We start from the raw sequence: 14603 nt of genomic DNA, 5'->3' as shown, positions 1-14603 counted from the left end.
GCGTGCCATCTGCCCGCGGTGTGGGCCGCACGCCTCTCGATGGTCTGAAAAAGATGCTGGATAATAAAGCATGACCCGCTTGACGGCTAGCGCCGTCGGAGACCCTTGCAATGCCCGACCAAGATGTACGCTTGCAACACCTTAAAGTTTGGCTCGATGAGCAACTACCGACCCTTTTTGCTGCACAAGGCTGGGGTGCCGTGCCCCCCGCCACATTGACCGCGGCCAGTAGCGACGCGAGTTTCCGCCGTTATTTCCGGTGGGAAGGCGACGGTCGTAGCCTGATCGTGATGGATGCCCCGCCACCTCAGGAAAACTGCAAACCGTTCGTTGACATCGCGTTTTTGCTGGCAAAATCCGGAATCAACGTGCCGAAAATTTATGCCGAAGACCTCGCTCAGGGTTTCCTTTTGCTCAATGACCTGGGCAATCAGACCTATCTGGACGTGATCAATGGCGAGAATGCCGACGACCTGTTCCGGGATGCCTTGCAGGCCCTGTTGGCTTTTCAGCAATTGCCAATGGTGGCGCCGCTGCCCGCCTATGACGTCGCGTTGTTGCGTCGTGAGCTTGAGTTGTTTCCAGAGTGGTACGTCAAGCGTGAGCTGGGGATCGAGTTTGATACGGCACAGCAACAGCTCTGGCAGCAGGTCAGCGATCTGCTGATCGATAGTGCCCTGGCTCAGCCGAAAGTGCTGGTACACCGCGACTACATGCCGCGCAACCTGATGCTCAGCGAGCCGAACCCTGGCGTACTGGATTTCCAGGACGCGGTGTATGGTCCGGTGACCTATGACGTGACTTGCCTGTTCAAGGATGCCTTCCTCAGTTGGCCCGAGGAGCGCGTGCGTGGTTGGCTGGAAGACTATTGGCGGCAGGCCGGGACGCTCGGTATTCCGGTCCAGCCGGATCTTGAGGACTTCCTGCGGGCCAGCGACCTGATGGGCGTCCAGCGCCATCTGAAGGTCATCGGGATTTTTGCGCGCATCTGTCATCGCGACGGTAAACCTCGGTATCTGAGTGATGTGCCGCGCTTCTTCGCTTATATAGAAGCTGTGATTGCCCGCCGTCCCGAACTGGCGCAGTTGGGTGAGCTGCTTTCCAGCTTGCGGCATCCGGCCGGGGCAATGGCATGAAGGCGATGATCCTGGCGGCGGGCAAGGGAGAACGCTTGCGCCCGCTGACCCTCACGACCCCCAAGCCATTGGTTCGCGCCGGCGGTGTCCCCTTGATCGAATACCATCTGCGCGCGTTGGCCCGCGCAGGGTTCACCGACATTGTGATCAATCATGCCTGGCTCGGTCAGCAGATCGAGGAACACTTGGGGAACGGTTCGCGCTTTGGCGTGAAGATTCGTTATTCGCCGGAAGGTGAGCCGCTGGAAACCGGTGGCGGTATCTTCCGGGCGTTACCTCTGCTGGGTGACGAGGCGTTCGTGGTGGTCAATGGCGATATCTGGACCGATTACGATTTCAGTGCCCTGCGCCGGCCGCTCGAAGGCTTGGCGCATCTGGTGCTGGTGGACAACCCCGCGCATCATCCGGGCGGAGATTTCATCCTGGCTGATGGAAAGATTCACGATGGCGAACCGGCTGCCGACAAACTGACCTATAGCGGCATTGCCGTCTTGCACCCTTCGTTGTTCAAAGGCTGCTCGGACGGCGCGTTCAAGCTCGCACCGCTGCTGCGCCAGGCTATCGCCGAGGGGCAGGTCAGCGGCGAGCGCCTGGAAGGGCTGTGGGTCGATGTCGGGACCCATGAACGTTTGGCGCACGTCGAAACCTTGATAGAAGCGAGCCGTTGATATGTGGTGGCCAGGGACTCTGATCGGAGCCGGAGCGGGCTTTGCCATAGCCAGCATTCCGGGGGCCATGCTTGGTGCATTGTTGGGGCAGGCGCTGGATCGGCGCCTGAACCTGCAGAGTTGGGCGCAAGTGCGTGAACGCCTGGGCGGGCGCCCGGCGTTGCGTAACGACGAATTGCTGTTTGTCCTGTTGGGGCGTCTGGCGAAGGTCGATGGTCGAGTGGTCGATGGCCATATCCAGCAGGCGCGCCAGGAAATGCGAGCGCTGGATCTGAGCGAGCCGGCCCAGCGCCGCGCAATCGCTGCGTTCAATCGAGGCAAGTCCGGGAACGACCGTATGCGCGGTTATCTGCGCCGACTCGCCACCCAGCCCCACGCGGCGGAAGGTGTGCTGCGGGCCTGCTGGCGTATGGTCTGGGCCGACGGTCGCGCCGGCGCGAGCGAGCGCGAATTGCTGCTCCAGTGGGGTAAATGGCTGGGCTGGACACCCCAGCAAATCCAGGCGTTGGCAATTGATTACGAACCACAGAAACCGTCGCTGCCCAGCAGTGGCGTGACTTACCAGGAGGCGTTGCGCCTGCTGGGCGTTTCGGCCACGACCGAGCCGTCACAGATCAAGCGGGCATACCGTCGCCTGCTCAGTCGCCACCACCCGGACAAGATTGCCGGCAACGGCGGGACTCCGTTGCAAGTGCGCGAAGCCACCGACAAGACCCGGGATCTGCACAATGCCTATCGCCTGATTCGGGAGCGACGGGATTTCCGCTAGGTTCGCGGGACGATTGTGGCGAAGGGACAAGTCGCTTCGCCACCGTCAAGCCGGGTTGGATTCAATTCTCAGGGCTTTGCGGATTCAGCCAGCCCCGAACCCGTCGAAACAGTTGCTCCTGCTGCGCCGACGCATTGGGCAGGGCTTTCAGGGACACCTGGCTGAACGTCGAACCTTTCAAACGTTTGCTTCCTTGCAGGCGCTCCAGCGCCGCGTTGCGGTCCAAGGGCTTGTCCATGTAGAAGATGTCGGCGGTGGCCAGTTTCAGGGTCGGCGTGATTTCTGCCAGTCCGGGTTTGGCCGCAATCGGGGTCTGCGCGGCGACCATCACGAAACGCTCTATCTGCGAAGGCTGTTGTTCACTGAGGTAGCGCGCCGCCCAATAGGCCCCCGTGCCATGGCCGAGCAGCACGATGCTGCGCGCACTCTGCTGCTCGGCGTAGGCCAGTGCGGCATCGATGCGAGCGAAGATGCGCTCGGCGTCGGCCTTGGCATGTTCTTCGTCGGTTTCAGCGATGACCGGGTCGACCGCGTCCGCTTCGCCGCCTGCCACCTGTTCGATCGGGGCTGCGGTGGTGGCGTCCGGGGCTGCAGCAGCCGTGTCGGCCGGCTTGGTCTCGGGGGGCGTTTCCACTGTGCGCGGTGCGATGACATCGCTTTGCAGGTCTGGCAGCGTGATACTCAGGCTGCTCCATTCGACATCCGGCAATCTTTTACGCAGAGGGCCAATCACTTGAGGCCAGTCAGCTGTTTCGCCGGCGCCGGGGATTATGATGACTGCACCCTTGGGATCGCTGGTGTTGGCCGGTTTCCAGAGGGCCAGGAACGCATCGCTGCCGGTTTGTAGCTGTTGCTGTTCCTGGATCGGGACTTTTCGTTCAAGTGCCGCGGCTTCTTCCTGGCTACGCTCGAGCAAGGGTTGGCGTTCGACGGGTTTTTCCCCGGCAGGCTGGTCCGCGGCGGTGGGAGCGGGTTCCTCGGCCTGTACAGAAAACGCACTCGGCAGGATCAGCGACAGGCACAATGCTGGCAATGCCAGGCGGTAAACAAAGGACATTGGATATTCCATGACCAGAAGTATTTCCGGCAGCCTAATGGGTTGGTCAGTGTTTGTCAGTGCATGAGAATTCAATGATGCGTTTTTGCTGCCTGTGGGTTATCGGCTGTTTGTGGCTCCCCTTGATGGCGTGGGCCGCCCCCGCACCGTCGGTGCATGGTTCGCATTTGAATCCGGAGCAGCGCCAATGGCTGGCGCAACATCCGCAATTGCGCGTCGGGTTGGTGTTGCAGGCACCCTACGCACAATACGACCGGCGCCTTCAGCGCTTATCCGGGACCAACGTCGAGTTGATGCACTGGCTCGCAAAGGCAATGAACGTCGAACTGATCTGGCGCAACTTCCAGGACGTGGCGCAACTGGAGGCGGCGGTACGCGAGGGGCAGGTGGATATAGCGCCGGGCCTGACCCAGACGCCGGGCGGTCTCAGGCTCTGGCAGTTTTCCGACCCCTACATGCGCGTGCCGCAACTGATCGTTGGCGAGCAGAAGGGCGCCGAGGGGGTGGAACTGGAAAAGCTCGACGCCCAGACCCGGGTCGCGGTGCGCATGCCCAGCGCCACGGCCGATTATCTGCGCGGTAACTATCCGATGCTGAATCTGCAAGGCGTGCCCATGGAGCGTCAGGCCTTGCAGCTGCTGTTGAGCCAGCAGGCCCGTTACGCCGTGGTCGATGAGGCCGAGCTGGGGAGGTTGATGGTCGAGCCTGAGTTCTCGGGGCTGGTGGTGGTGGGAGATATCGGTCTGCCGCAACTGCTACGGGTCGCTACCCGCCGTGATTGGCCGCAGTTGGCCGGAATCGTTGATAGCGTCCTGCAGGCGATTCCGGCCAGGGACCTGGAGCAGTTGCACAGTCGCTGGCTCAAACCCAAGTATCCGCGTCTGACCGAGACGCCGGGTTTTTGGCAGAACTTGACCCTTTTGATGTTGGTCATGCTGCTGAGCAGCGTGGCCATTGTGTTCTGGCAGCGTCGCCAGCAACGTCAACTGGAACGTCGCCTGCGTAGCGCCCGTGAAGACATTGCCCAACGTGCCGCCAGCGAAGAAGCCCTGCGCCTGACGCAGTTTTCCATTGATCAAAGCACTGTGGGCATCCTCTGGGTCAATTGGGACAGCCATGTGCGCTATGCCAACCGCGCTGCCGAAACGATGCTCGGCTATGCATCGGGCGCGATCATCGACCGGCCCTTGATCGATTTCGAGCCGGGCTTGCACATGGACCGTTGGTTGAATCTGTGGAAACGCGCCCGAGCCAGTGAGGAGGGGCCACAGAGTTTCGAAACCGAATGCGTGCGGGCCGATGGCAGTATCCTGCCAGCCGATGTGTCCTTGAGCTTCCTGCGTTTTCGCGATGCCGAGTACCTGGTGGTTTACCTCACTGACGTCACCGAGCGCCGAAAGGCGTTGGCAGCGTTGCGTGAAAGCGAGGCGCGCCTGCAAGGTATCGCCGCCAACGTACCGGGCCTGGTTTTTCGCCTGGAGCGGGCGCCCGTGACCGGGCAGATCGACTTCGCCTATATCAGCGAAGGCAGCGAAAGCCTGGTGGGCTATTCCCCGGCGACCCTCGCCCGAAGCGACACTGGCTTGCGCAGTCTGGTGCATCCGCAGGACAAGGCCGATTATCACCGCCCCCAGGACTTGGCGCTGGACAGTGACAGTGACTGGTCGTGGCAAGGCCGTATCCTGACCCGCGAAGGCCGTGAGCGCTGGGCCGAAATCAAGGCCATCACCCGGCGTCTCGAAGATGGCGCCTATGTCTGGGATGGCATCGTCTGGGACATCACCGAAAGCAAGCGCATTGAACTGGAACTGGCCAGTTCCCGGGAGCAACTGCGCGAGTTGTCAGCGCACCTGGAAAGCGTCCGGGAGGAGGAAAAGGCCCGCATTGCCCGAGAGGTCCATGATGAGCTGGGACAGATGCTGACGGTATTGAAGCTCGAGACGTCCATGTGCGAACTGGCCTATGGGCAGCTCGATCCGGGCCTGCAGGAACGCCTCAACAGTATGAAGCGCCTGATTGCCCAGCTGTTCCAACTGGTGCGGGACGTGGCGACGGCGCTACGCCCGCCGATTCTCGATGCGGGTATCGCCTCGGCTATCGAGTGGCAGGCCCGGCGTTTCGAAGCGCGTACACAAATCCCGTGCCTGGTGCAGGTGCCGGACAACCTGCCACCTATGAGCGATGCCAAGGCCATCGGGCTGTTCCGGATTCTTCAAGAGGCGCTGACTAATGTGATGCGGCATGCCCAGGCCCATACCGTGGAGCTGACTCTGGTCCAGGAAGAGGATGAATTGTGTCTGACGGTCAGCGATGACGGTGTAGGATTTATTGCAGATGCGGCTCGGCCGACGTCCTTTGGGTTGGTCGGCATGCGCGAGCGGGTGTTGATCATGGGCGGGCAGTTGTCCCTGGAGAGTGAGCCGGGGGAGGGGACTACCCTGGTGGTGCGAGTGCCGTTGAAGGAGGCCTGATGTTCTTGCGGTGTCTGGTGGCTATCGCGAGCAGGCTCGTTCCCACAGATATCTTGCGGGCATCACCCTATATGGGAGCGAGCCTGCTCGCGATAAATTCTGAGTCTGGAGAATAAAGTGATTCGTGTACTGGTAGCCGAAGACCACACCATTGTCCGCGAAGGCATCAAGCAACTGATCGGTCTGGCGAAGGATATGGTGGTGGCGGGAGAGGCGAGCAATGGCGAGCAACTGCTCGAAACCCTGCGGCACGTGCCTTGTGAAGTGGTGTTGTTGGATATTTCCATGCCGGGGGTCAACGGCCTTGAAGCGATCCCGAGGATCCGTGCGCTGAACAACCCGCCCGCCATCCTGGTCTTGTCGATGCACGATGAGGCACAGATGGCGGCCCGGGCGCTGAAGGTCGGCGCCGCCGGCTACGCGACCAAGGACAGCGACCCGGCCTTGCTGCTCATGGCCATTCGCAAGGTCGCCTCCGGTGGCCGCTACATCGACCCGGACCTGGCCGACCGCATGGTCTTCGAAGTCGGCCTGACCGACACCCGGCCGCTGCATTCGCTGTTGTCCGAGCGCGAGTTCTCGGTCTTCGAGCGCCTTGCCCAAGGCGCCAACGTCAACGATATCGCCCAGCAACTGGCCCTGAGCAGCAAGACCATCAGCACACATAAGGCTCGATTGATGCAGAAGCTCAACGTCACCTCGCTGGCGGAGCTGGTGAAGTACGCGATGGAGCATAAGCTACTCTAAGCTCTGTCCCCGTCCCCTCAGGGAAAACGTGTCGACATACCTGTTTGCGACACACCCGTAGCCCGCTTTTGCCCCAAGCTTGCTGCTTGCCGCTCGAAGCTTGCCGCTGCTTTTATCCAATCCCGCCATCCTTGTAGGGCGTTCCCTACCCCGACGCTTCCATCCGGCTGAGGCGATTCTCTCCTGCGCCCCGATTTGCGCGGGGAGCAGGCTCCACTAGGCTTGATTCACAAGCAGTCATCAATACAAAAGGTGCGGGTATGAGCCAGGTTGATTCAAGCGCGGGGACCAGCGATGTGCTGGTCAGCTTTCGTGGTGTGCAAAAGAGCTACGATGGCGAGAACCTGATCGTCAAGGATCTCAACCTGGACATTCGCAAAGGCGAATTCCTGACCCTGCTCGGACCGTCCGGTTCCGGCAAGACCACCAGCCTGATGATGCTCGCCGGGTTTGAAACACCGACCGCCGGTGAGATCCAGCTGGCCGGGCGCGCGATCAATAACGTGCCTCCCCACAAGCGCGACATCGGCATGGTGTTCCAGAACTATGCCCTGTTCCCCCACATGACCGTTGCCGAGAACCTGGCGTTCCCGCTGACTGTGCGGGGGTTGAACAAAAGTGACGTGGGCGATCGGGTCAAGCGTGTCTTGAGCATGGTCCAACTGGACACGTTCGCCCAGCGCTACCCGGCGCAGTTGTCCGGCGGCCAGCAACAACGGGTGGCCCTGGCTCGTGCCCTGGTGTTCGAGCCGCAGTTGGTATTGATGGACGAACCCCTTGGTGCGCTGGACAAGCAGCTGCGTGAGCACATGCAAATGGAGATCAAGCATCTGCACCAGCGGCTGGGTGTGACAGTGGTCTACGTGACCCACGATCAGGGCGAAGCCCTGACCATGTCTGACCGCGTGGCGGTATTCCACCAGGGCGAGATCCAGCAGATCGCGCCGCCGCGTACGCTTTATGAGGAGCCGAAAAATACCTTCGTCGCCAACTTCATCGGTGAGAACAACCGCCTGAGCGGGCGCTTGCACAGCCACACCGGCGACCGCTGCCTGGTGGAGCTGGGGCGCGGTGAAAAGGTCGAGGCACTGGCGGTGAACGTCGGCAAGCCCGGCGAGCCGGTGACCCTGTCGATTCGCCCGGAGCGGGTGAGCCTCAACGGCGCCAGCGAACAATGTGTCAACCGCTTCTCAGGGAGGGTGGCGGAATTCATCTATCTGGGCGACCACGTCCGGGTTCGCCTGGAAGTCTGCGGCAAGAGCGACTTCTTCGTGAAACAACCGATTGCCGAGCTCGACCCCGAGCTGGCCGTCGGCGACGTGGTTCCGCTTGGCTGGCAGGTCGAGCACGTGCGTGCGCTCGATCCACTTCTAGAGGCGAATTGATCGCCCCCCTGTATCAACACACCAACCCTGCACGTGGAGAGAACAATAAATGTTGAGATCCCTGAAGTTCACCGCCCTGACCCTGGGCATGATGGGTGCGGCAAGCGCGATGGCGGCGGGCCCGGACCTGACCGTGGTGTCTTTCGGCGGGGCGAACAAGGCGGCTCAGGTCAAAGCCTTTTACGCACCGTGGGAAGCGGCTGGCAACGGCAAGATCGTGGCTGGCGAATACAACGGCGAAATGGCCAAGGTCAAGGCCATGGTCGACACCAAGAGCGTTTCGTGGGACTTGGTGGAAGTCGAGTCGCCGGAGCTGTCCCGTGGCTGTGACGAAGATATGTTCGAGCAACTGGACCCGGCCTTGTTCGGCAAGACCGAAGACTACGTCAAGGGTGCCATCCAGCCTTGCGGCGTGGGTTTCTTCGTGTGGTCGACCGTACTGGCTTACAACGCCGACAAGCTGAAAACCGCGCCGACCAGTTGGGCTGACTTCTGGGACACCAAGCAATTCCCAGGCAAGCGCGGCCTGCGCAAGGGCGCCAAGTACACCCTGGAATTCGCCTTGATGGCCGACGGCGTGGCGCCGAAGGACGTTTATAAAGTGCTGGCCGGCAAGGATGGTCAGGATCGTGCGTTCAAGAAGCTCGACGAACTCAAGCCGAACATCCAGTGGTGGGAAGCAGGCGCCCAGCCGCCCCAGTACCTGGCTTCCGGTGACGTGGTCATGAGCTCGGCCTACAACGGCCGGATCGCCGCGGTACAGAAGGAAAGCAACCTGAAAGTGGTGTGGAACGGCGGCATCTACGATTTCGACGCCTGGGCCATTCCACGTGGCCTGGACAAGGCCCGTGCCGAAGCGGCGAAAAAATTCATCGCCTTCTCGGTCGCTCCGCAGCAGCAGAAGACCTACTCGGAAAACATCGCCTACGGCCCAGCCAACACCCAGGCCGTACCGTTGTTGTCCAAGGACGTCCTGAAAGACATGCCGACCACTCCGGAAAACATCGCCAACCAGGTGCAGATCGACGTCAGCTTCTGGGCTGACAACGGCGAGCAACTGGAGCAGCGCTTTAACTCTTGGGCTGCGAAGTAACTGCTGGACGGGGACTTGGGAGACCTTTTGTGGGAGCGAGCTTGCTCGCGATGGCGGCGGCACATTCGGTGTTGATGTTGGCTGACACTACGCTATCGCGAGCAAGCTCGCTCCCACAGGTTCTGCTGCAGGTTCGGGTGTTGCAAAAGAACAGAGGCGGTAGGCCGCCTTTGTAACGATAAAAAGATTTCCGGAGTTCGCCATGGCCATCGCCGTTCCACTGAACGCGGGCACCAGCCCCACCCTGAAGCAGCGGCTCAAGCGCGCCGAGCGGGTCAACCGCTGGAAGGCACAGGCCTTGATCGCGCCGCTGGTGTTGTTTCTGTTGCTGGTGTTTCTGGTGCCGATCGTGGCCCTGCTGTTCAAAAGCGTCAGTAACCCCGAAGTGGTCAGTGCCATGCCGCGCACCGTGGCGGCGGTAGCCGCGTGGGACGGACGCGGGCTGCCTGGGGAGCCGGTGTACAAGGCCGCCAGTGAAGACTTGGCCGATGCCCGCAAGAATCAGACCTTGGGTGACTTGTCCAAGCGCCTGAATATGGAACTGGCTGGTTATCGCAGCTTGTTGACCAAGACCGCTCGTTCGCTGCCCTTCGCCAGCGAGCCGACCTCTTATAAAGAAGCCATGGAAAACCTCGACGAACGCTGGGGCGACCCCGCGTACTGGCAGGTGATTCGTCGCAATACCAGTCATGTCACCCCGTATTACCTGCTGGCGGCCGTCGATCATCGCATCGACGACCTCGGCGAACTGGCCACGGCCACCCCCGACCAGGCGATCTACCTGGATATTTTTGCCCGTACGTTCTGGATGGGGCTGGTGATTACCGCCATTTGCCTGGTGCTGGCCTATCCACTGGCTTACCTGCTGGCGAACCTGCCGTCGCGCCAGAGCAACTTGTTGATGATCCTGGTGCTGCTGCCGTTCTGGACGTCGATCCTGGTGCGGGTGGCGGCGTGGATCGTGCTGTTGCAGTCGGGCGGGCTGATCAACAGCGCCTTGCTGGCCATGGGAGTCATCGATAAACCCCTGGAGCTGGTGTTCAACCGCACGGGTGTCTACATCTCCATGGTCCACATCTTGTTGCCGTTCATGATCCTGCCGATCTACAGCGTGATGAAGGGCATCTCTCCCACTTATATGCGAGCGGCGATTTCCCTGGGCTGCCATCCGTTCGCCAGTTTCTGGCGGGTGTACTTCCCGCAGACCTATGCCGGTGTGGGCGCCGGTTGCCTGCTGGTGTTCATCCTTGCCATCGGCTACTACATCACCCCGGCGTTGCTGGGCAGCCCGAACGACCAGATGGTCAGCTACTTCGTCGCGTTCTACACCAACACCAGCATCAACTGGGGCATGGCCACGGCGCTCGGTGGCCTGCTGTTGCTGGCGACCATTGTGCTTTATCTGATTTACAGCTGGCTGGTGGGCGCCAGTCGCCTGCGCCTGAGCTGAGGGGAGATCGAAAATGGTAAGTCCTTACATGTCCCCCGTTGAGCGGGTGTGGTTCTACTGCTTGCGCACGCTCTGCGGGCTGATCTTGCTGTTCCTGATCTTGCCGGTGCTGGTGATCGTTCCATTGTCGTTCAACTCCGGCAGCTTCCTGGTGTATCCATTGCAAGGCTTTTCGTTGCAGTGGTATCACGACTTCTTTGCCTCGGCCGAATGGATGCGGGCGCTGAAGAACAGCATCATCGTGGCGCCAGCGGCAACGGTGCTGGCGATGGTCTTCGGCACGCTGGCAGCCATCGGCCTGACCCGGGGCGATTTTCCGGGCAAGTCGCTGGTCATGGCCCTGGTGATTTCGCCCATGGTGGTACCGGTGGTGATCATCGGCGTCGCCAGCTACCTGTTTTTCGCACCGCTGGGGATGGGCAACAGCTTCCTGTCGCTGATTGTGGTTCATGCAGTGCTGGGCGTACCGTTCGTCATCATTACCGTTTCGGCGACTTTGCAGGGATTCAACCACAACCTGGTGCGGGCGTCGGCAAGCCTTGGCGCTTCGCCACTGACGACGTTTCGTCGCGTGACCTTGCCGTTGATCGCCCCGGGTGTCATCTCTGGAGCATTGTTCGCCTTTGCGACCTCGTTCGATGAAGTAGTGGTGACCCTGTTCCTGGCCGGCCCCGAACAAGCCACGCTGCCACGGCAGATGTTCAGCGGCATCCGCGAAAACCTCAGCCCGACCATCGCAGCGGCGGCGACGTTGCTGATTGCCTTCTCGGTGATCTTGTTGCTGACACTGGAATGGCTGCGCGGGCGCAGTGAGAAGCTGCGCACAACCCAGGCCTGAAGCCATACACCGATCCGTGTGGGAGCGGGCTTGCTCGCGAATGCGGTGGCAGGTTCAACATTTATGTCGACTGACACACCGCATTCGCGAGCAAGCCCGCTCCCACAGTCGGCTAGTGGTGCATTCATGAGCTGAATGACGGAACAACCTCCAATACCGAGCTATCCTTGTGCCAGCCCATACTCGAACAAGAGGCCGCGCACATGAGTCTTTCCTCATTCAAGATCGCTCACAAATTGATCACCGGTGCCGCTGCCATCGAGCAACTGGCAGCCGAGCTCACGCGGCTGGATGTCGATAATCCGCTGATCGTCACCGACGCCGCGCTGGTCAGGTCCGGTACCGTGGAGCTGGCGCTGCAACATTTGGGCGGGCGCGATTACGAGATTTTCGACCGAGTCATGCCGGACCCGGAAATCGCCATCGTCAAGGACTGCATGCAGGCCTACCGCGATGGCGGTCATGACGGATTGATCGGGCTGGGCGGCGGCAGCGCCATCGATATTGCCAAGTGCGTGGGTGTCTACGCCGGTTACCACGGCGAGCTGGAAGACATGTTCGGCGTGGATCAGGTGCCGCGCAAAGGGCCGCCCATGATTGCCATCCCCACCACGGCCGGCACTGGCTCGGAAGTCACCAACGTGGCGATCCTGTCCGACAAGGCCGCGCAACTGAAGAAGGGCATCGTCAGCGATTACCTGTTGCCGGACGTGGCGCTGGTCAGCCCGCAGATGACGCTCACCTGCCCGCGCGGCGTGACAGCGTCGAGCGGTGTCGATGCGCTGGTACACGCCATCGAAGCGTATCTGTCGCTCAACGCTTCGCCGATCACCGATGCCCTGGCCATCGGCGCCATCAAACTCATCACCCAGGCATTGCCCAAAGCCTTCTGTAATCCTTCCCATCTGCAGGCCCGTGAGGACATGGCCACCGCCAGCCTGATGGCCGGCATGGCGTTCGGTAATGCAGGCGTTGGAGCGGTGCATGCGCTGGCCTATCCCCTGGGAGGCCGTTTTCATGTGTCCCACGGCGTCGCCAATGCGTTGTTGCTGCCCTATGTCATGGCGTGGAACAAATTGGCCTGCGTCGAGCGCATGCGCGATATCGCCGAAGCGATGGGGGTAAGGACCTCTCACCTGAGTGATCTCGAAGCGGCGGACGAAGCCGTGGAGGCGATGACGGCGCTGTGTGCCGCCGTGGAAATTCCCAAGGGCTTGAGCGGGTTGGGCGTGACGGAGGACGTGATCCCGTCGATGGCGGCGGAAGCGGCGGGGATCGAGCGGTTGATGCGCAACAACCCGCGTAAGCTGAGCACCGCCGATATCGAGAAGATCTACCGCGCAGCGTATTGATCGTCGGCCACGGTGGGCGCGCCAAATCTTGAGGTATACAATGCGCGCCATCGTGATTTCGCTCAAAACAGGTGCGTCATGCAGCCCTTCGCTATTGCTCCGTCGATTCTCTCCGCCGATTTCGCCCGCCTGGGGGAGGAAGTGGATAACGTTCTGGCCGCCGGGGCCGACATCGTGCACTTCGATGTCATGGATAACCACTATGTGCCCAACCTGACCATCGGCCCGATGGTCTGCGCGGCACTGCGCAAATACGGCATCACCGCACCCATCGACGCGCACCTGATGGTCAGCCCGGTGGATCGCATCGTCGGCGACTTCATCGAAGCCGGTGCCACCTACATTACCTTTCACCCCGAAGCGACGCAGCACATCGACCGGTCCCTGCAGTTGATCCGCGAGGGCGGTTGCAAGGCTGGCCTGGTGTTCAACCCGGCCACGCCCCTGGATGTGCTCAAGTACGTGATGGACAAGGTCGACATGATCCTGTTGATGAGCGTCAACCCTGGCTTCGGCGGGCAGAAGTTCATTCCCGGCACCCTCGACAAACTGCGCGAAGCCCGTGCCCTGATCGATGCTTCGGGGCGTGATATCCGCCTGGAAATCGACGGTGGTGTGAACGTGGGCAATATTCGTGAAATCGCCGCGGCCGGCGCCGATACCTTCGTCGCGGGTTCGGCGATCTTCAATGCTCCCGACTACAAAGAAGTGATTGAGAAAATGCGTGCCGAACTGGCCCTGGCACGCCCATGAGCGGTTTCGAGCAGCTGTTTCCCGGCACCCTGCCGCGTCTGGTGATGTTCGACCTCGATGGAACATTGATCGACTCGCTTCCAGACCTCGCGGCGGCCGTGGATCACATGCTGCTTGCGCTCGGGCGTCCGCCGGCCGGGCTCGATGCGGTGCGCCAGTGGGTGGGCAACGGTACGCCCACGCTGGTGCGCCGGGCGCTGGCCAACAACATCGATGCCCAGGGTGTTGAGGACGCCGAGGCCGAACAGGCGTTGCAGTTGTTCAACGAAGCCTACGAAGGCAGTCATGAGCTGACGGTGGTCTATCCTGGCGTACGCTCCACCCTCAAGTGGCTGCAAAAGCAGGGCGTGGAAATGGCGCTGATCACCAATAAGCCGGAGCGCTTTGTGGCGCCGTTGCTGGATCAGATGAAGATCGGTCGCTATTTTCGCTGGATCATAGGCGGCGATACCTTGCCGCAGCGCAAACCCGACCCGGCGGCGCTGTTTTTCGTGATGAAAATGGCCAATATCCCGGCGTCCCAATCGCTGTTCGTCGGTGATTCGTTCATTGATGTGCAGGCGGCGAAAGCGGCGGGGGTCAAGTGTGTCGGGTTGAGTTACGGCTACAACCCTGGCCGACCGATCGCCGAAGAGTCTCCAACGCTGGTCATCGACGACTTGCGCCTGCTAATTCCCGGTTGCCTGGACCCGGCCGCTGAGATAACGTTGCCCGACGCTGTCCAATCCTCTTCTGGGAACGCCATCGTGGTGGTCACTCGCAAACTCTGGATGAAAGTCATGAAGGCCCTGGCCCGGTGGCGTTGGCGCGCCTGACGTGATCCTGGCCGGTCATCCGGCGCGTTTGCACACCTGACTATCAGCTCCTCTTGCTACGAGGCACCC

The 14603-nt window shown here is 61.2% G+C and carries 13 protein-coding genes; 12 read left to right on the top strand and 1 reads right to left on the bottom strand.

Features of this window, described 5'->3' with window-relative positions; genetic code table 11:
- Positions 1-110 precede the first annotated feature (110 nt).
- Genes EGM97_RS02415 through EGM97_RS02405 form a run of 3 tightly spaced genes read left to right on the top strand, consistent with a single transcriptional unit; the run spans position 111 to position 2573 of the window.
- Positions 111-1136, top strand: a complete 1026-nt coding sequence (locus EGM97_RS02415) for an aminoglycoside phosphotransferase family protein (RefSeq protein WP_238962345.1) — start codon at positions 111-113, stop codon at positions 1134-1136.
- Positions 1133-1804 (top strand): N-acetylmuramate alpha-1-phosphate uridylyltransferase MurU, encoded by a 672-nt coding sequence (gene murU, locus EGM97_RS02410; protein WP_238962344.1) that lies wholly within the window; start codon positions 1133-1135, stop codon positions 1802-1804. Before EGM97_RS02415 ends, murU begins: the two co-directional genes overlap by 4 nt.
- Position 1805: 1 nt before the next feature.
- Positions 1806-2573, top strand: coding sequence for a TerB family tellurite resistance protein (locus EGM97_RS02405; protein ID WP_238962343.1), 768 nt, complete (start codon positions 1806-1808; stop codon positions 2571-2573).
- A 61-nt stretch (positions 2574-2634) separates the two neighbouring features.
- Here EGM97_RS02405 and EGM97_RS02400 read toward each other — a convergent pair whose 3' ends face one another.
- A complete protein-coding gene (locus tag EGM97_RS02400; RefSeq protein ID WP_238962342.1) occupies positions 2635-3630 on the bottom strand; it encodes an alpha/beta hydrolase family protein in 996 nt (331 codons plus the stop codon).
- Positions 3631-3704: 74 nt separating this feature from the next.
- On the opposite strand from EGM97_RS02400, the gene EGM97_RS02395 reads away from it, so the two are divergent.
- The 9 genes from EGM97_RS02395 (at position 3705) to EGM97_RS02355 (ending at position 14534) form a co-directional block, all read left to right on the top strand.
- Positions 3705-6101 carry a PAS domain-containing sensor histidine kinase gene (locus EGM97_RS02395; RefSeq protein WP_477788773.1) on the top strand — a complete coding sequence of 799 codons (2397 nt, stop codon included), beginning with the start codon at positions 3705-3707 and terminating at the stop codon, positions 6099-6101.
- Between the two features lie 117 nt (positions 6102-6218).
- The gene (locus EGM97_RS02390) at positions 6219-6848 is read left to right on the top strand and encodes a response regulator (RefSeq protein ID WP_053156383.1); all 630 of its coding nucleotides are present in this window, start codon (positions 6219-6221) and stop codon (positions 6846-6848) included.
- A gap of 260 nt (positions 6849-7108) precedes the next feature.
- Complete coding sequence (locus EGM97_RS02385) at positions 7109-8233, top strand: ABC transporter ATP-binding protein (RefSeq protein WP_238962340.1); 1125 nt, start codon at positions 7109-7111, stop codon at positions 8231-8233.
- A gap of 49 nt (positions 8234-8282) precedes the next feature.
- The gene (locus tag EGM97_RS02380; protein WP_232776593.1) at positions 8283-9326 is read left to right on the top strand and encodes an ABC transporter substrate-binding protein; all 1044 of its coding nucleotides are present in this window, start codon (positions 8283-8285) and stop codon (positions 9324-9326) included.
- Between the two features lie 202 nt (positions 9327-9528).
- Complete coding sequence (locus EGM97_RS02375; RefSeq protein WP_238962339.1) at positions 9529-10776, top strand: ABC transporter permease; 1248 nt, start codon at positions 9529-9531, stop codon at positions 10774-10776.
- Positions 10777-10789: 13 nt separating this feature from the next.
- Positions 10790-11614, top strand: a complete 825-nt coding sequence (locus EGM97_RS02370; RefSeq protein WP_238962338.1) for an ABC transporter permease — start codon at positions 10790-10792, stop codon at positions 11612-11614.
- Positions 11615-11817: 203 nt separating this feature from the next.
- Positions 11818-12966, top strand: coding sequence for an iron-containing alcohol dehydrogenase (locus tag EGM97_RS02365; RefSeq protein ID WP_238962337.1), 1149 nt, complete (start codon positions 11818-11820; stop codon positions 12964-12966).
- Between the two features lie 78 nt (positions 12967-13044).
- Complete coding sequence (gene rpe / locus EGM97_RS02360; RefSeq protein ID WP_238962336.1) at positions 13045-13719, top strand: ribulose-phosphate 3-epimerase; 675 nt, start codon at positions 13045-13047, stop codon at positions 13717-13719.
- The gene (locus EGM97_RS02355; protein WP_238962335.1) at positions 13716-14534 is read left to right on the top strand and encodes a phosphoglycolate phosphatase; all 819 of its coding nucleotides are present in this window, start codon (positions 13716-13718) and stop codon (positions 14532-14534) included. The genes rpe and EGM97_RS02355 overlap by 4 nt, the downstream gene beginning before the upstream one ends.
- Positions 14535-14603 lie beyond the last annotated feature (69 nt).

Source organism: Pseudomonas sp. AF32, assembly GCF_022342325.2.
In the GTDB taxonomy this organism is placed as follows: Bacteria; Pseudomonadota; Gammaproteobacteria; order Pseudomonadales; family Pseudomonadaceae; genus Aquipseudomonas; species Aquipseudomonas uvaldensis.
The sequence above is the reverse complement of the archived record's forward strand: the minus strand, read 5'-3'. Positions and strand labels throughout refer to the sequence as shown.